Annotated in this window: 10 protein-coding genes; 3 read left to right on the forward strand and 7 right to left on the reverse strand. The window is 67.5% G+C overall.

Annotated features, from left to right (window positions below):
* Positions 1 to 51 precede the first annotated feature (51 nt).
* Positions 52 to 1,326: a DUF6880 family protein gene (locus R0146_RS00680; RefSeq protein ID WP_317690951.1), complete on the forward strand. Its 1,275-nt coding sequence runs from the start codon at positions 52 to 54 to the stop codon at positions 1,324 to 1,326.
* A gap of 32 nt (positions 1,327 to 1,358) precedes the next feature.
* Here the strand turns inward: R0146_RS00680 and R0146_RS00685 are convergent, their stop codons facing one another.
* The 3 genes from R0146_RS00685 to R0146_RS00695 all read right to left on the reverse strand — a co-directional run bounded on the left by R0146_RS00685 (position 1,359) and on the right by R0146_RS00695 (position 4,271).
* A complete protein-coding gene (locus tag R0146_RS00685; protein WP_317690952.1) occupies positions 1,359 to 2,045 on the reverse strand; it encodes a Fic family protein in 687 nt (228 codons plus the stop codon).
* Between the two features lie 27 nt (positions 2,046 to 2,072).
* Entirely contained in the window at positions 2,073 to 3,176 is a 1,104-nt protein-coding gene (locus tag R0146_RS00690; protein WP_317692312.1) for an ATP-binding protein, read from the reverse strand.
* 183 nt (positions 3,177 to 3,359) lie between these two features.
* Positions 3,360 to 4,271, reverse strand: a complete 912-nt coding sequence (locus R0146_RS00695; RefSeq protein WP_317690953.1) for an ATP-binding protein — start codon at positions 4,269 to 4,271, stop codon at positions 3,360 to 3,362.
* Positions 4,272 to 4,556: 285 nt separating this feature from the next.
* Here R0146_RS00695 and R0146_RS00700 point away from each other — a divergent pair, with 285 nt between their 5' ends.
* Positions 4,557 to 5,879, forward strand: a complete 1,323-nt coding sequence (locus R0146_RS00700) for an alkaline phosphatase family protein (protein WP_317690954.1) — start codon at positions 4,557 to 4,559, stop codon at positions 5,877 to 5,879.
* Here the strand turns inward: R0146_RS00700 and R0146_RS00705 are convergent.
* Positions 5,874 to 7,181, reverse strand: a complete 1,308-nt coding sequence (locus R0146_RS00705; RefSeq protein WP_317689725.1) for an ISL3 family transposase — start codon at positions 7,179 to 7,181, stop codon at positions 5,874 to 5,876. The genes R0146_RS00700 and R0146_RS00705 overlap by 6 nt on opposite strands.
* A 143-nt stretch (positions 7,182 to 7,324) precedes the next feature.
* Between R0146_RS00705 and R0146_RS00710 the strand changes: the two genes are divergently transcribed.
* Positions 7,325 to 8,020: a phospholipase domain-containing protein gene (locus R0146_RS00710; protein WP_317690955.1), complete on the forward strand. Its 696-nt coding sequence runs from the start codon at positions 7,325 to 7,327 to the stop codon at positions 8,018 to 8,020.
* A 435-nt stretch (positions 8,021 to 8,455) separates the two neighbouring features.
* Here R0146_RS00710 and R0146_RS00715 read toward each other — a convergent pair whose 3' ends face one another.
* The 3 genes from R0146_RS00715 to R0146_RS00725 all read right to left on the reverse strand — a co-directional run bounded on the left by R0146_RS00715 (position 8,456) and on the right by R0146_RS00725 (position 17,733).
* On the reverse strand, positions 8,456 to 9,145 hold the full coding sequence (locus R0146_RS00715; RefSeq protein WP_317690956.1) for a nuclease-related domain-containing protein: 690 nt from the start codon (positions 9,143 to 9,145) through the stop codon (positions 8,456 to 8,458).
* Between the two features lie 250 nt (positions 9,146 to 9,395).
* Complete coding sequence (locus R0146_RS00720; protein ID WP_317690957.1) at positions 9,396 to 14,636, reverse strand: DEAD/DEAH box helicase family protein; 5,241 nt, start codon at positions 14,634 to 14,636, stop codon at positions 9,396 to 9,398.
* Positions 14,637 to 14,682: 46 nt separating this feature from the next.
* The gene (locus tag R0146_RS00725) at positions 14,683 to 17,733 is read right to left on the reverse strand and encodes a hypothetical protein (RefSeq protein ID WP_317690958.1); all 3,051 of its coding nucleotides are present in this window, start codon (positions 17,731 to 17,733) and stop codon (positions 14,683 to 14,685) included.
* Between the last annotated feature and the right edge of the window lie 179 nt (positions 17,734 to 17,912).

Raw genomic sequence — 17,912 nt, forward strand, 5'->3', positions numbered from 1 at the left:
ACCGCTTCTTCTCCGATGGCCTTCCGTATCCCCTTCCCCTCGGAGGCTGCCTTGTCCGATCTCGCGGATGCCGTGCTGCCGATGGTGCGTACGCGCGCGGACCTGCACCGCTGGAGCGCCTCCAACGCGTACGGCAGCCAGCTGCACGAGGCCGTGGCCGTGCTCCGACAGGCCGCCCAGGACGAACCCGCCGACCAGGTGCTCGGGGTGACCCAGCGGGCGATCGCCAGTGCGCTGCGGGTGATCTGGCGAGCCGATGACTCCAGCGGCATCATCGGCGACGCCATCCAGGACCTGCTCGACCTGCACGCCGACCTGGTCAGGGCCGCGCAACCTCCATCAGCCAAGGTCGTGGACTGGATGATCAACTTCCAGTTCGTCCAGGAGGTCGACTACTTCACCATCGACCCGGTCGCGTACGCTCCGGCACTCGGCGAGAAGGGGCTGGCGCGCTACCGAGCCAAGCTGGCTGAGATCGCCGACACGCTGGGGCCGGAACTGACCGACGAGCAGGAGGCCGCACTCCGGAGCGAGCTGACCACCGACCCGGAGCGCTGGGAGCGTCGAGCTAACGAGCATCGCATCCGGTTCACGCTGGGCTGGAATGCGCAACGGCTCGCGGTCTGGGACCGCGACGTACCGGCGATCATCGCCACCCACGCCCGTGACCGCAAGGTCGCCGCCTGGTTCAAGGACACTGCCGAAGCCCTCGCGGAGATCGGTGAGTTCGACCTGGCCATCGACTGGGCCCGACAGGCCGCGGAATTCGGTCCGGGCCACCAGTCGGTCGACGCCGCCGCGTACTGGTGCACGCTGCTGGCCGAGCACCGTCCGCAGGACGAGCTGCCCGCTCGGCTGGAGGTGTTCCGCCGCTGGCCGACGGCCGGCCACGCGGCCACTGTACACCGGGCGGCCGGCGATGCCTGGCCCGACCATCGCGAGGCGATCATGGCCGGACTGGATAAGCGGCCCCGCGAGGCCGTCGCATTCGCCCTGCATACGCTCGAAGACCCTGGGCTGGCCTGGGCACTGGGGCACTCCCTCGACCTGGACGACCCCTCTCTGTGGGACGAGCTCGCCACTGCGTACGAGAAGATCGATCCGCTCGCGGCCCTCACGGTGCACACCGTGCGGGTCGTGGCGGACCTCGAGATCGCGGACGCCAAGCGCTACCGCGCCGCGGCTCGACGACTCGCGAGGATGCGCTCCCTCGCACGAAAGGCCGACCAGGTGGCCGAGGTGGACCAGCTCATCGCCGAACTCCGCACCACCCACCGTCGCCGGCCACGCCTGCAGCAGGAGTTCGACCGAGCTGGGCTGCCCTGACCGCGGCAGTCTCTCCGGTTTGCCCCGACCCCTCAGCGGCCGTGGAGCGTACGCCGTCCGGCTCGGGCAGCGAACCGGTCCAGCGCCTCGGTCAGCCCCGGCACGGTCCACACCGTCGATCCACGGATCGGCTTCTCCGGACGGATGATTCCGGCCTCGACCAGTCGATCGAGGATTCGATAGGCACTGGAGGCCGAGACCCCCCGATCGGTGACCATCTGCGCGGTGAACGCCGGTTCGCTGGCGCACAGCTCGGCGATCGTGAGCAGGTTGGCCGTACGGCGTTGCGCGGTGACGATCACCGCATTCCGGACGGCCTGCACGTACTCACGCAGGACGACCGCATTGTCGACGGCCCGTCGGGCCGCATGGGCGAAGCGTTCGACGATCGGTGCGAGATCGCCCTGTCGATAGGCGGTCAGGGCGGCGAAGTACTCCTCAGTGTCGACCAGCAGACCGGAGGAGATCGGCACCGACATGTGCTTCGTCACCGCCCTTCGCCGCAGAATCGCGCTCACCAGGGCGCGACCGGTCCGGCCGTTGCCGTCGGTGAACGGGTGGACCGTCTCGAACTGGGCATGCGCGATCGCTGCTTGAACCAAGGGCTGGATGTCGTCGCGCCGGATGAAGCCGACCAGATCGGCGATATCGCTCTCCACGGCGGCCGGGTGGACACCGACGTGGGCAGCGGTGACCGGCGACTGGCCGCCGATCCACACCCAGCGACTGCGGCGGCGCCCGGGGTGTCAGGGGCCGAGGAGGCCGAGGGGAACCACGGCGATCCCGTCGGGTCGTCGGTAGGCGTGGGCTCCTGTGCTGAGGACCATGAGGTCTTTGACTCGGGCTCCGTGGTGTTCCCGGAGCCATTGGAGGTGGCGGACGTCCTTGTCGTCGATGCTGGCGGCGAGTTTGACCTCGATTCCGATGACGTGGCCGTCGTGGCGTTCGACGATCAGGTCGACCTCGTGGTCACCTCTTTCGGTGCGGAGGTGGCTGGTGGCGGCATCGGCGGTTTGCGCGCAGACGCGCACGGTCAGGGTGGCGAGACTCTCGAAGAGTGCCCCCAATGCGGAGGCGGGCCCACCGGCCAGGACTCTTCCTTCGCCGTCGATCAGGGCCGACGCGCCGACCTTCATGAGGCGAGCGGCCAGTGCGGGGTCTGCAAGGTGGTGTTTGGGACCTTTCGTGAGGCCCTTCAGAGCGGTGCCGTAGGGCAGCCAGGCGGGCACCGGGTCCAGCAGCCACAGTGCGGTCAGCCAGTCCCGGTAGCGGATGGTGGTCGCCTTGCTGGGCGGATCCGCGTCGCCCGGGCTCGCGGCGGTCCGGATCTTCTCCCACGCGGCTGTGCTCGAGGTGGCGGAGGCGTACGCGGTGATCCAGGCGCGCAGGCTGTCGGGTCGACGCACCGTCACACCCTGCTCGTCGGTCAGGTCACGCGACAGGGCTCGGGTGAGATAGGAGTCCAGTTGGATCCGCCGCGCACGCGGCGCCAGTGGCCGGATCCCAGGAAAGCCGGAGGCCTCGATCTCGTGCGCGTAGTCAGCCAGGGTCAAGGAACACTCACCCCCGATGTCGGGGTGGTTTCCCTCGAGCAGGGAAGCCAGGCTCACGGTGGGCTCGCCCAGCCCGCGCTCGGGCAATGTCATAGGCCGCATGCGCAGTGACACGATCCGGCCGGCTCCGGAATGGGTGGTGGTCCCCAGGGCCGGGGTGGCACTGCCCGTCAGAAGGAAGGTCGACGCGGGTGCGCCATCGTCCACGGCACGCCGGACGTGATCCCACACCGCGGGGACTCGCTGCCATTCGTCGACGAGGATCGGCCGCGGCCCCGCCCAAGGCCCGGACCGGATCGGCGCGCAGCACCGACAGAGTCACGGGATCGTCGAGGCTGAGGACGGTGGTGGCCCGCTGCAGTCCGGTGGCGGTCTTGCATCAAACGAGACTTTTCCGCAGATCCAAACATTACCTCTCACGAAGTCAGGTCGCCTGAACCGCCCAGGGCCGACGACCTCCAGCACTGGATGTTGGTCGGGTCACGGACCCAGCAATGCCAGGGGGACGACCCCGACGCCATCGGCCCGGCGATAGGCCAGGCCACCCGTGTACACCACGAGGCGATCCACCAGCCGCTCCCCCAGTTGCTCCGCGAGCCAGTTCAGGTGCACCACGTCGGCGGAGGTGACCGCGTCGGAGAGCTTCACCTCGATCGCCACGACGGATCGATCGGCACCTTCCACCACCAGATCGATCTCGTGCTCGGTGTTCTTGGTCCGCAGGTGCCCGACTCTGGCCTCGGCCGTCTGGGCGTACACCCGGACCGACTGGGCGACCAGGGATTCGAACAGCGCCCCCAGCCAGGTGCCGGTCCCCGCGGCGAACGGCCCCCCCTGGCCACGCAGCAGACCGGCCTTGCCCACACCCACCAGCCGTGCGGCCAGAGCCGGATCGACCAGGTGATGTTTGGGCGCCTTCGTCAGCCGCTTGAGCGGGGCGAACGCAGGGATCCACGCCTCGACCGGGTCCAGCACGAAGACCCGCGTGAGGTGTTCCCGGTAGGTGTCCGCCGTCTGTCGCACCGGCTTGTCACCCTCGCCCGGAGTCGCCGCATCGAGGATGGTGCTGTACGCGGCATCGGTGGCCGTCGCCGCCGCATACGCCGATACCCATGCCCGCAGGGCGGCAGGACGGCGGACGACCACCCCGTTCTCCGGCAGCTCCCGCTCCAGGATCCGGTCGACATAGCTGTCCAACTGCAGGTTCCGCGCTCGTTCGGGGAGGTCCCGGATCCCGGGGAAACCCGAACGGAGGATCTCGTCGGTGTAATCGGCGAGACCGACCAGCGTGGTCCCGCTGATCGGAGGCGCCTCGCCGGCGAGGAGGGAGGTCAGGGACACCGTGGGGTCCCCGAGGCCGCGTTCAGCGATGGTCAGCGGCCGCATCGTCATGCGTACGATCCTCCCGGCGCCGGAGTGGATACGTACGCCCGGCGCGACCCCCGCCGATCCGGCCATTTCACATTTGGACGGGGACGAATTTAACGTTTGGACGACGATGAGTCGAACATCTGGACGGCCCGAGTCCCTGCGGTTCGCCGCCGAGTCGTCCGCCATGCCCCCAGGGCGTTCAGTCCGATCCCCTCCAAGGTTCAAATCGATGTCGTGTGGACGTTGCGCGGAGTTCGCCCCACAGCGGGAGTTTGCCAGAGCACATCCCTCCACCGAAGGAGCCCCATGGTCGACCTCAATCGTCGCCGCTTCCTCCAGATCGCGGGAGCGAGCGTCGCCGCCTCCGTACTGCAGGAGAGCATCGCCCGCGCCGCCACCATCGCCCCGTCCCACCGCACCGGCACCATCAAGGATGTCGAGCACATCGTCGTCCTGATGCAGGAGAACCGGTCGTTCGACCACTATCTCGCGTCCCTGCGCGGGGTCCGCGGATTCGGGGATCCCCACCCGGCCGTCCTGCCCGGCGGGTCGACCGTGTGGCACCAATCCGACGGGCACCGGGAGGTGCTCCCCTGGCACCCGGGCGACCCCGCCCTGGGCGGCGCCTACCTGACCGGCCTGGACCACACCTGGCGCGGCGGCCAGGACGCCTTCCACGACGCCAACTACGACCGCTGGATCCCGGCCAAGGGCGACCTGTCCATGGCGTACTACCAGCGCCGGGACCTCGCCTTCCATTACTCCCTCGCCGACGCGTTCACGGTCTGCGACGCCTACCACTGCGGCTTCATCGGCAACACCGATCCGAACCGCTACTACATGTGGACGGGCTGGACCGGCAACGACGGCAAGGCCGGCGGCCCGGTCCTGTACAACGACGAGCTGGGCTATGACTGGATGACCTATCCGGAGCGGCTCGAGAAGGCCGGCGTCTCGTGGAAGGTCTACCAGGACGAAGGCACCGGCCTGGACGCCGCCGGCTATTGGGGCTGGACCGATGACGCCTTCATCGGCAACTACGGCGACACCTCGCTGCTCTACTTCAACAACTACCGCAACGCCCAGCCCGGCGACCCGCTCTACGAGAAGGCACGCCGCGGCACCAAGGCCCGCGACGGCCAGGACTACTTCGAGCTCCTCCGCGCGGACGTGACGTCCGGCAAGCTCCCGGCCGTCAGCTGGATTTCCGCGCCGGAAGCCTTCAGCGAGCACTCGAACTGGCCGTCGGACTTCGGCGCCTGGTACATCGCCAAGGTGCTGGACGCGCTCACCAGCGATCCCGATGTCTGGAGCAAGACGGCCCTGTTCATCACGTACGACGAGAACGACGGCTTCTTCGACCACCTCGTTCCGCCGCACGCCACGACGCCCCTCATCCCCGGCGCCTCGACCGTCTCGACGGCGAACGAGTTCTACCCGGGCAAGGCGGGCAACGCCGACTATCCGGCCGGCAGCTTCGGGATGGGTCCCCGGGTGCCGATGTTCGTCGTCTCCCCGTGGAGCACCGGCGGGTTCGTCTGCTCCGAGACGTTCGACCACACCTCGATCATCCGTTTCATGGAGGCGCGGTTCGGCGTGCAGGAACCGCAGATCACGGGCTCTTCATAATCCGGGGTGTAGGTGGGGTCTGAATCCGCCGGCTTCGAGCAGGCAGCGGGCGATGTAGTTGGTGAGGTTGCGGAAGCCGAGGGCTGATCCTCGCAGGTGTTCCAGCCGACCATTGATGGCCTCGGTGGGGCCGTTGCTGGTGCCCGGGCGCTCGAAGTAGGCCAGGACGTCGGCGGCGCGCTTCTTCATCGTGCGGCCGAGGGTGATGATCTCGATCAGCGAACCGGGGACGCCGCTGCTGATGGCCTCGATCACGGCCTGCATACGGGTGCGGCCCTGGCCGGGGTCGGGGTCGCGGTAGGCCGCGATCATCCGCTGGTAGATGGCCCAGGTGGCCTCGACCTCGACGTGCTCATCGCCGGCGAACAGGGCCTGGATGCGTGTCTTCTGTTTGTCGGTGAGCAGGTCGATGCCGGTGTGCAGGGTCCGTCGGGCCGAGTAGAGCGGGTCGCCGGCCCGGCCGCGGTGACCGTGGAGGGCCTGCTGGACCCGGCGCCGGCAGGTATCGAGAGCCTCGGCGGCCAGGCGGACCACGTGGAAGGGATCCATCACGGCGATCGCGTCGGGCAGTTCCTCGCTGGTGGCGGTCTTGAACCCGCTGAAGCCGTCCATAGCGACAACCTCCACCCGGTCGCGCCAGTCCTGGTCCTGTTCGGCGAGCCAGGCCTTGAACGCCTGCTTGGAGCGGCCCTCGACCATGTCGAGCAGGCGAGCGGGACCAGTTCCGTCGCGGACCGGGGTGAGGTCGATGATCACGGTGACGTACTTGTCGCCGCGACGGGTGTGGCGCCACACGTGCTCATCGACCCCGATCGCCCGCACCCCGTCGAGGCGGGCCGGATCGGCGATCAGGACACGGCGTCCTTCGGCCAGGACCGCGGTATTCGCGGTGTTCCACGAGACCCTCAGTCCTTCGGCGACCCGTGCCATGGACAGGTGTTGGCAGACGATCCCGACCAGGGCCCACCGCAGTCCTGCACGGGAGATCTTGGCCCGCGGCTGGGCCGCCTTGGTGGTGTCCTGGCGCCACACGTGGCCACACTCGGTGCAGCGGTAGCGCCGAACGGTGACCAGCAGCGTGGTGGGGCGCCACCCGAACGGCTCGTGCGCCAACCGCCGCAGGACCGTATCGCGCGCCACGCCCTGACAGCCGCACCGCCCACACCAGTCGTCGGGCTCGACGACCCGGCAGGCCAGAACCGTGTGGTCGGACTTCAGGAGCTGGGCGGTGACTTCCAGGCCGAGGTCGTTCAGGCGAGTGAAGGTGGTCAGGTCGGGGCATGTGAAGGTAGCGTCAGGCACGTCGAGGTCTTCTGGATGGGCTGTGTGAGAACTCCCATCTTCGGAAGGCCTCGACCCCTCTCCGGCCCCGACGCGCCGCCCAGCCTCAAGCAGCCCCTACACCCTCAACTGCGAAGAGCCAGATCACGCCGTGGCGCCGTGCCGTGGCCGGCGACCTGACCTCCGCGTTCGACTTCACCACGACGGGCGCGATGCCGAGCCTGCCCGCCACGTCCGGCATGGCGCCGAAGGACAAGCTGCGCCACCCCAGCTACGCCCCCACCGCGCCCTCCGCCGGCACCATGCCGAAGCAGGAGTCCGGCGTCCGTCCGGCCCGTCCCCTCGGCTACGACCTGACCGTCACCGAGAAGGCTCACGCCGGCACGATCGCCGTCACGCTCCACAACGCCGGACGGCTCGGCGCCCACCTCCAGGCCCGTCTGGTCACCCCGGCCGGCCAGCCGCACAGCTACACGGTGTCTGCCGGTGCATCGCTCGACGCGTCCTGGCCGGTGGCCGGCGACTACGACATCCAGCTGCACGGCCCCAACGGCTTCTTCCGGCGCTATGCCGGACACGGCGACAGCACGCTGCTGGCCGACGTGGCTCCCGCCGGTGCGTCGCACCAGTTGCAGCTGAAGCTGAGCGGCGCCGCCGGCCAGCAGGTCGTCGTGACCGATGCGTACGGCGGCGTCGAACGGCGCCTCAACGGGAACGGCGCGCTCACGCTCGACCTGCGCGCGTCGTCGGGCTGGTACGACGTCACGCTCCGCACGGTGGACGGCTCGTGGACGCGTACGTTCGCCGGGCACATCGAGAACGGCAAGCCCAGCAGCAGCGATCCGCAGCTGGGTCGCTGAGCCGGAGCCATCGGCGGCGCTGACCTACGGATCACGCCGCCGATGGCATCGGTACGTCATGGCCTACCGGGCTCGCCCGGCGAAAGGCGCCGCAGCATTGCTGGTGCGCGCCGGCCGAGTAGAGCACGAACAACGCCCCGAGCCCGGCGGGCGACGGCGCGTACGCCAGGCACTGGGAGAGCGCGAAGGCTGCCCGACCACCGCGAGGACCACCGCGGGGCGGCGCCGGCGCACGGCGAGCGGCATTGTCTGCGCCAGGATCAGGACCACCCGCCAGGCGTCGTCACTGCGGGTCGGCAGCCCGCCGAGGACAAGACCGCGGACCCAGCGCCGGGACCAGGGCGACGCCCGCGAACACGGCGGCGAGGGCAACGTCGCGCCACCACACCGACGCCGGGACCCGGGACCACCTCACGCTGCCCGCCTTAGGGCGGCTCACGCCGGAGGAAAGGCGTTGGCAAGCCGGCGCTGCAGGCTCTGGATCCGGGGCGGGTCGAGGGGTCCCGATGCGCCCAGCATGCCGGCGAGTTTCTTCGGCCACACCACGTCGACGTCACGGATGGTGAACGCGCCGCCGATCAGCGGCCAGTCACCATCCACGAAACAGATGACGCCCCGTACAGGTGCATCGTCGTCGGGAACGGCAGCGCGGACCAGCCCCTGCTGCTTCAGGACGCCGTCGACGAGGGTCGTACGGTCGCGACCACCGACCATCAGCTTCTCCACCCGGGGTCGCAGCAGTCCGCCTTCGACCCGCAGCTCCGGATGCTTTCCCTGATATCGCTTGGCGTCGACGACGAACACGCCGGCCGGGCAGATGATGATGTGGTCGATGTTGGCCCTCGACCCCGGGATCCGTCGATCGTGCAGGATCCGGAGCGTCTCCCCGGCCGCCTTGTCCAGCCGCTGCTCCCCCGCGGGCGCCTTGACGGTCAGCTCGGGCAGCGGGTCATTGTCATCCACCCCACGCAGAGCATGCGCATACTTCGGAGCGACCACCGTCACGCCATCCAACCCGGGATATCCCAGATCGATCAGCGCCGCGACGAGGGCGTCCTGCCAGGCGTCTTGTTGGTCGCCCGATCCCACGCCATGTAGGAACAGAAGGATCGGCTTGTCAGACATCACGTACTCCTGAAACCGCTACCGGAGCGACCAGCCGCTCCCCCCTGATCCGAAAGATAGCGGCACTCCGATTGTCCTGAATGCAGGTCGGCCGTACGGCGATCGTCACCGGCGACTCCCGCCGTCGCCGTCGTCGTCACATGCGTCGGATTGCCAACCGTGCTGCGCCAGCACGTCATCGCCACCCAACACCGTGTGATCACGGATCAGGTAGTCGCGCAGGCCCCTCGGCTCTCCTCGTCATCCACTCTCAGCTCCTCTGAAGATCACCGAAGATCACATCGGGCGTACGTCGAGCGGTCCGAATGTCCCGCATGCAATGCTGCAGCCGCCGCGCCCTCAGCGCGCTCACGACCGCCTCCTGATCGGCATTCCAGCCCGCCTCATCGCACCGCCAGAGGGGATGTCCCAACACCACTGCCTGACGCCCCGACACCAGGACCGGTATTCCGCATTCTTCCTCGATGGACAACCCGCCATCCTCCCCCAGGTGCTCCCCATAGGCGGCGCTGAATGCGTCCGTGGTTTCGTCCGCCAGCCCAAACCAGCGCTCCAGCTTGAGGGGTCGACCGAGGGCCAAGTCGGCCATGTCCAGCGCCAGCCGCCAGTCCAGCAAACCGTGAATGCGACTGTTGTCGTACGACCGGATGCAGTCCGCACACGATGGATCACAGTCGCGATGGGCGGAGGACTCCCACTTCGCTCCGCTCACCTCGGCTACGGACAGGAGCACGTCCTCCAGGTGGGTCCCCTGAGCGAGCTCACTGGCGTAGCCGGCCCCGTTGTCCAAGGTGTCAGCGAGGTAGACGCTCGCGGTGTGCAGGCCCCCGTCGCGCAATGGCTGAAGCCCCGCGACGAGGTCGGCAGGTTCGATGTCGAGTTCAGCCGAGCAGCCCCGAAGCAATGCTTCGGCGAAAGAGTGGAAGGCGGCCTTACCCGCTCGGCACTTCTTCAATTCAGTGGCGACGGTCCCGCCGACGATACGGGCCCTCTCCAACCGCAGGATCAGCGCATCTGTGGTGCGGACGTCTCCGATGGCCCCCTCTTTGGCAGGGCGATCCTTACTCTTGCCCGAGGTGGCGACATACGACAAGCGGTCGGGGAAGAACTGGAACCCCATACCCCGGTTGTCGTTCACCGTCACCAGTTGGGCCTGTCGTTGCTGCCAGAACCGCACGCGGCCAAGACGCTTGGGATCGTCGGACAAGTCGACCCATCCGAGGGCCGGGTGGCTGGCACTCGCGGAGTCGTCGTGCGCACCCAGCCAATCCGTCCGGCTTGTAGCCCTGAATCCGCTGGGCTGATAGACCGTCTGCCGGGTCATGATCGCTCCGCACACGGGACAGAGTGGGTCGGCACTCTGGACCCGCGCAGCACCGCAGGTGCACCGCAGGACCTCGACCACTTGGCGCAGCGGATCGGAGGTCGCATCTCTCCTTCCCCCGATGCCGGGTGGAGAGATCACCCCATCCGCTGTGTAGCACCAGCCGTCCTTGACCACGACCGATCCTGGACCGAACATCGAGACGGCCAAGGCCAGCGGACGTTCGGAAACCTCCTCACAATCTCCGATGATCGGGTCGTAGAAGAGCTTCCGGACCTTGGTCGGGAACCCGAACATGGGAAGGAGACCCGCGTTGGCCAGCCGCTCGCTCAGATCGCGTTGCACGAAGAGCGGATTCGCGACGACGGCATCGATCTCTGCAACAAGATTCCTCCGCAGCACGCCGATAATTCCGGTGAGATCGCGGCTGGTCAGCCCCGTGTACACCCCGAATCGACGAACGATGCGATCCACCTCCGGAGAACTGGCCAGCCACCGCTGGACATCATCGCGACGCTTTCCTTCCCAATTCGAGGCGAACCCGAACGATCCGTGGACATTCCGGGGACCGGACTCCTCCTCCTTGTCGAACTCGATGCCGCTCATCGCCTGCCGCATCAGCTCCGAGACGATCACGCGACGGACGAGCGATTCCCTCGCCGTATCGATGAAGGGCGCCGGCGCAGGGTCGCCGGTGATCCGGTCCGGCGCGTTGAAGTAGTAGTCGTCGTGGCTGCGGTCTCGACAGACTGTCAAGGCGTAGGCGAAGGTCTGCTGCTTACGTCCCGCACGTCCGACCCGCTGCTGGTAGTTGAAACGCTGGGGCGGCATGTTTCCCATGACCACGGCCTGAAGGTCGCCGATATCGACACCGACTTCCATCGTGGTGGTCACGCTCAGCACGTCGAGTGAACTGGCGAGGAGATTCTCTTTGCCCGGCAACAGCGCCCGGCGGAATCGCCGCTGCCGCTCACGTTGCTGCTGACGATCGGTTTGACCGGTCAGTTCTGCCGAGACGAGACGGCGAGGTTCCTGGGTGGCCAGCCATCCGTAGTAGTCGCCGGGGGCACCGTCCGCAGAGTCCCAGGCTCTGTCCTGGACGAGAGTCCCGGTACACCCCTCGCGTGTGCACACCCCTCCCGAGTCGTGTCCATGGAAGCGCCCGCAGGTCCGGCAGATCCAGCGTTCCTGCATCCGGCCGATCAACAAGGGCAACTCTCGGTCCTCGAGCAAGATCGCGCCGCCGCCTGCCATCATGGCCTCGACAGGCGGAAGCACCACGGCTTTGATGTCGTCCGTGCTCCGCGCAAGACGCGCAGCCACCCGATCCAGATAGTCGGTCACCCGCCTCGGATTCCGCCCCGACGGGCGGGCCTCGCCGGGGAGCCAATAGCCGGCCTGGAAGTACAGCCTGAGGACGGATCGCGAGACGTTCACCAGGTCAGCCGGCAACCGAGCCTCATCGGCCACCGTGAGCACGCCTGTCCCGGTCTGCTCGAGGTCTCTTCCTCCGCTGTCCGACACTGCCTTGGCCACCGATTCGATCAATGCCGTGCGGTACTTGTCGTGGGTGTCGGCCCGTTGCGAGACGGGGAGCGGGTTCCACAACCCAGGCGTCGGAGGGGTGAAGGCGCGCTCCCACGGATAGCCGCTCTTGCTGGGTTCCAGCAGGCTGGCACGAGTCCCTCCCGGCGGCGTGCCCAGGGCGACCAGCCTCTCCTCCAGCCCAGCAATCAGGTCGGCCCACCGCCTGCCGGACCCCGCATCATGTTCGGCGCTCGCAATCACCGCCAGATCATCCTGGTCAGCCGCTCCAGCGGCAGCGAGACGGTACGCGGCGGCGAGCAGCTTGTACGCGCTCGACTGCCGCAGTTGGTCATAGGCATCGCGGTCGGTACCGGAGAGCTGCCCGGCACTGCCACGGCGGAGCAGGTCAAGCACCCGATGCTCGTCGTGAGTCGCGATGTCCTCGCGGAGGAGCTGCCGGATGAGATCGCCGTAATGGTCCTGGTTGAGGCGTATGGAGGTCCTCGACGCAGCATCGCGGCTGTCGGCAAACACCACCGTTCCCGGGTCTCCCAGCGCCGGGCTGAGCGTACGCAGGACATGCTCGACCACGAGTTGCGTTGTGCGTTCATACCCCTGTGCGGCGGGTTTCAGGGGGCTCCGGGTGCGGGACCGGACCACGTGCCGCTGCTGCGGATACTCGCCACAGGCAACGCACTTCGGCGGAAGGCTCGAGGGCACCCAGTCGGGGTCCGGTCCGGTCGCCCTGAACACGGTGACCGGACTGTCGCAGGCACTGGGGTCCTCTGACAGGAAACCGATCTGTGGACTGAACGACCCGGCACAGTAGCGCCAGGTCACCTCACCGTTGTTGTAGTCGATCCGGTCGGTGGTGGCAGCTCCCGGCCGGAACCAGCGGAACTCCGACTGCCTCAAGTCCCGTATGAGGAGCATGCCGTCGCGCTCCGCCTCGGATGGCGTGGCGGCGAGCATGGACCCTCCGTCGCGCTTGGTGACGACGTACCCACCGAGACTCACATCACCGCATTGTTCACAGATCAGCACCTGAAGAATCCGGCCCCCGCAGGGGCAGAAGTACTTCGGCGAGGAATAGAGTCGGCCGACGCGCGGTCTCTCGTCGCGGAATTGGGGGTCGATCTCCGAGCAGTGGGGATTGGTACAGGCCCACAGACCTCGGACGCCGCGAGCGAACAAGTGCACCCGCAGCGAGATCTGCTCCGGCTCCGGGGCACGCGCCAAGGCCTCCAGGAGCCGCTCGGTTAACCCGACGTCCGAGTGTCCGAAGAGGCGCTCGGACAGGACGCTGAGCGAGGTGGCTCGTGTGTGGCCCTCAGCGTCCTTGCAGGCGACGGCCACCGCCTTGTCCCAGTCCCGTCCTCGCCGACCAGCAACAAGCGCCTCGGCGACCCGAGCGGACGACAGAGGCAGGTCGAGATCAACGGAGCGCGGCGCGCCCGTGATCGTCCGGAAGGTGCTGCGGGAGATGCCGAAGAAGCGTTCCAGGTGATCGGCGCCGTTCCGATCCTGATGGACCGTGTCGGCCTCCAGCGAGGCGCTGGTCCCGATCACGCGGAACTGGTCCGAGTCGACCTCGAGCCCAAGCCGATCGGCCAAGCTTCGGATGATCATGGCGACCTCGGCCCCCTGCGAGCCGCGATAAAGGTGCAGCTCATCCACCACGAGGGTGAATACGTGGGTCCGATCAGCAGCGAGCCATGCGCGGGTCCGTTCGAAGAGCGCATCTTCGCGGGAACGCATGAGCATCACGTTCAGCATGGAGTAGTTCGTGACAAGGATGTCTGGAGGCTGGGCGATCATGTCCCAGCGGGTCATCATCTCGACTCGACGGGGGTCCTGGAACTGGGCGAGTGCCGATCGGTCCAACGCCCCCGCTGCGAGGTCGTCGAAATCCTTCTCCAATACGGTCAACTCATCGGCGGCGAGCCCGACGTCCTTCGAACTTCGGAAGGGCAGAGCGCCACGGCCGAGCGTGGCTGACGTATAACGACCGAACCAGATCTGGGGCCCTCCGTCATCCCAGATGGCGCGCAGCGTGCGCCGCAGACGGACGATCTGGTCTTCCACCAGAGCGTTCATCGGATAAAGGATCATCGCCCGCATCGCCGCGGTGGAATCGCCACCCCTACTCGGGGCCCACCGCGACGGTCGAGCCGACCACCAGGGCTTCGGGGCGGGGCGTTGCCAGGTACGCCCTTCGACGAGGAGCCTTGCCAGGAGCGGGAGCAGGAACGCCTCGGTCTTGCCGGATCCGGTGCCGGATGTGACGATCGGGTTGTGCTGCGCTTCCGCTGACAAGGCACATTCGAGTGCCTCCGCCTGATGCTGGCGAAGTTTGAAGCCGTCGATCGGGACCCCGGGAAACAGCGACTCCATGAGTATGGTGGCCTCGCGGGTGGTCAGTCCCGCTCGACGGCAGGACTCGATGCCCGGCACCGTCCCGTCGTACGGGAGCACGGGCTCGATCATCAACTCGCGCACCAGGGCAGCGCCATTTCCCAAAAGTGCGCGCCGCTCCCGCTGCAGGGCATCACTGCCCAGTCGCGCCTCGGTCTCCGCCAGCCGCATCAAGGTCTCGCGCAAGGTCGTTGTCAACGTGATAGGGCCAATATCGGAAGGCATCTCGAACGAGCCTTTCTGAAGAGAGGTGGAAGAGTCGCTGCCTGACTCAGTGGGTGGCGAGGAAGGCCAGATGCTCAGCGATGTCAACGGGCACATCGAGGTAGGTCATACTTCTGCCTTCCTTGACCGGCAGGGATCCCGAACACAGCACCGCCGCCCGGGCGTAGAGCGCCGGCAGTTCCGCCCCGAGCGGTACGGACAATGCGCGGCGCTTGGCGTCGTACGCCATCAGCGGTCGGTCCAGCACCAGCGCCGACGCAAGGTGCTTGGTGAGCTGGACATTGCCGATGCCCATAGTGCCGCGATCGAGGTCCTCCTCGGTTCGAACGGCATCGATGGTGGAAAACCGGGTCATGCGATAGGCGCCCTTCAGTCCCATCCCGTCGGCCTCCACCCATCGCGCTTCTTCTGGATCGAACCATCTGAGCTGGCCGGAGGACGACACGGGCACCCGCGGAAGGCCCGCCGCAACCCGGGAGAGTACCGGCAACACGGCACACTGCCTGCGGGCGGCGTCCTCAACGACCTCGACACCGTCGACCACGACGTCCGGACGCCGATCGAAATACCACGAGGACGGCCCTTCGGCGTTCTTCCACTCACGGAGGATGCCGCCTACGCCCCGCTCCGCCAGGTCCGCCTGATGATTCGTCTTCCCGTCAGGCCAGTAACCCGACAGGAAGTACCCGCGCGAGGTCTTGGCGAGCACGCTTGGGCTGACCTCCCACGCGACGGGGCGCAACGAGTCTGGCCCGCGCTGGATGTCGATGTGCCCCAGAGACTCCAGTGCTCGGGCCAGTTGGTCGACGAAGATCCCGCTTGCCTGGACATGACGTGCCAGCCGCTCGAACAAGGCCCAGCTGCCGCCGCCGGCATGGAACAAGGCATCAAGGACAAGGTCCCAGGACGGTCGGTCGGTGTCGGCCACCAGCATGGCTTCCAACTGGGAGACATCAGTTGCATGGTGGCGGGCCTTTTCGGCTTGGTGGAGCTCATGGGCCCGTACATTCCGTCTGTAACTCGTCGGATACCAGCGCTCGAGCCCACATTTCCGACACGTGCCCTTCGAGTAGGGCACCGTGGGGTACCCCCGCCGATCCAGCGGCACCTGCTCCACCTGCTCGATGTGGGCGCCAGTGTAGAGACAGGAGTCCTTCGGCACGACAGTCACACTGATCGGCCGGCGGGCCACGGCGCCGGAGCGGACAGGGCTCCACAGGGGCAATGCCGGCAAAGCGGTGCGGGGCTGCTGGGCAACGTCGATGACCGCTGGTCCATCGAGGACGGTGGCGCCCACAATGGTCGCCCCGTCCGATGCAGTCCCCGCACCGAGGCTTCCCAGCGGCGCCGCGACGGTGTAGCCGATTGAATCGACGGCGTCCCACTGCGTCGTGTCGATCGAGTCACCGTCACGCAGGTGGAAGGTGATGACGGTGGTCGCCTCATCGGCGTCATCACCGGAGTAGAGCGCCATTTCATAGTCACCGACCCCCAGGTCTGCCTCGACCAGATCGACCACCATGGCTCCGGTCCCGTCGTCCGACCACTGCTCGAGGATCTGGGAGTCGTCGTCCCACGACGTGGCATCCGTGCGGTCCCGGAGAACGAGTCGCATGGGTTCCGGCCGGTCGGTCACGGCCCGGATCTCGGGCGGCTCCGCGACGTGCCAAACGTTGCGCATCTTGACGGGAAGCCGAAATCCTCCAGCGATCGTCAACTGGGTGGTTGCGAGCGGCACCAGGACCTGCAGGTCAGTGAGACCGGAGGGGACGAGGTTGCCGGGAGGTCGGAAGAGTTCAACGCCGGTGATGACGGTCCACTTCGGCGGTATGCCCGGGAAGTCAGCCGTCATCCGGCGCCATCCTGGCCGCGCAGCGGCGTCGAGGATGGCGGTAACCCTGGGCAACAACGCGTCGTAGCAGACCAGGACGAGGTCTTGGGTCAGCATGACGCGATCGGCCTCGATCCAGCGGCCGGTCGCCTCGTCGTGGCGGAAGGCGACAAGGCGCCGAGGCTGGCGGGTGAGGGTCTTGTCGGAGAGTGAGTCGACTATCGTCAGCCTGCCCTCGAGGATGCTGGCGGTCTCGATTGCGGAGCTGTCGGCCATGCCCAGCGCCCCGGGGATGCTCGGGGTCAGGTCCAGCGCGCGTGCGCCGTCGGCCGCCAGTATCTGCGCGCACCGCGGTTCGTTCGCTTCCGGAAGGAAGGCAAGCACGCTGATGCCGAGCCGCTTCTTGGGGAAAGTGCCGATGCTCAGCTGGAGGGCGAGGCGACCACCCGCACCGTGCTCGGCGTCGCCGCGCGCGACCCGGCCGTCCCAGGCAGCCAGAGCCGCGGAGGCGTTCTCCAGCAGGCTCCGCTGGGCGTCCCTTCCACTGCTCCAGAGACGCAGGAGGTTCGCGGTCGCGGGAGACGGTCGGCGACCGATCCACGCCTCGAGCGTTCCCCTCAGTTGCCCAGCATCGATCACTGCGCCGGGTGGGAGACCCGAATCCTCGAAGAAGGAAATGAGACGCTCACGGTCGGCGGCGCGAATCATCGCCTGGGCAATGGGATATCCGACGAATCGAGGCTTGGCCGCCACGATCGTGGACAAGCCCCGATTGCCCTGATGGTGTCGCAGCCAGTGGTCGAGGGCCCGCCAGTATGTTTCGCCAACACTCCGGTATGCCTGTTCGACCAGCTTCCGCTGATGGTCGTCCAGTTCCAGGAGTTCGGCCAGCCGGTAGTAGAAGTTGGTGGATGCGACGCCATCGCCTGCAGCCATGTTCTCGGCAGCCATGCAGAGCGCAGCAAGAAAGCCGAGGACCGGTGGGGGCGGATCCTGCCTGCCCGGGGTGCCCCAGAGCCTGAGGTGCCCGGTCAGCCCCCTCAAAACGTCCGCCGGGCCGCCAGTGAGGTCGAGCGCCCCTCGAACCGCAACGGCAAGATCTCCCAGGACGGCATCGGACGCGATGCCCATGCGATGGGCCAGTTCTCGCCGTATGTCCTCCTCAAGATCGAGGTAGACCGGACCCGGCGAATCCGTCAGGGGGTAGACGACATCAGCAATCGCAGCTGTCCAGCGCTCGTACCGATCCCACTTCTCCGAAGTCATGCGCGTGCATCCCCCTCGATCACCCACAGCGGCCACAGCAGCGGCCTGGGAATACCCTAAGCTCGCCTCGCTGCGCTTTCTCGGGAACCGTAACCAGGACCTCTGACATTTCACCTGGATCGCCGAGTAGCGACGAGATGACGGGTGAGCGGTGTCCGGCAGGGCCTCGCGGACGCCGC

It is taken from the genome of Raineyella sp. LH-20, assembly GCF_033110965.1.
Taxonomy (GTDB): Bacteria; Actinomycetota; Actinomycetes; order Propionibacteriales; family Propionibacteriaceae; genus Raineyella.

Bases quoted from the DNA above. Each gene is read 5' to 3' on its own strand.
- R0146_RS00695 (WP_317690953.1), bottom strand. From the start codon at position 4,271: ATGACGATGCGGCCGCTGACCATCGCTGAACGCGGCCTCGGGGACCCC.
- R0146_RS00700 (WP_317690954.1), top strand. From the start codon at position 4,557: ATGGTCGACCTCAATCGTCGCCGCTTCCTCCAGATCGCGGGAGCGAGC.
- R0146_RS00715 (WP_317690956.1), bottom strand. From the start codon at position 9,145: ATGTCTGACAAGCCGATCCTTCTGTTCCTACATGGCGTGGGATCGGGC.
- R0146_RS00720 (WP_317690957.1), bottom strand. From the start codon at position 14,636: ATGCCTTCCGATATTGGCCCTATCACGTTGACAACGACCTTGCGCGAG.
- R0146_RS00725 (WP_317690958.1), bottom strand. From the start codon at position 17,733: ATGACTTCGGAGAAGTGGGATCGGTACGAGCGCTGGACAGCTGCGATT.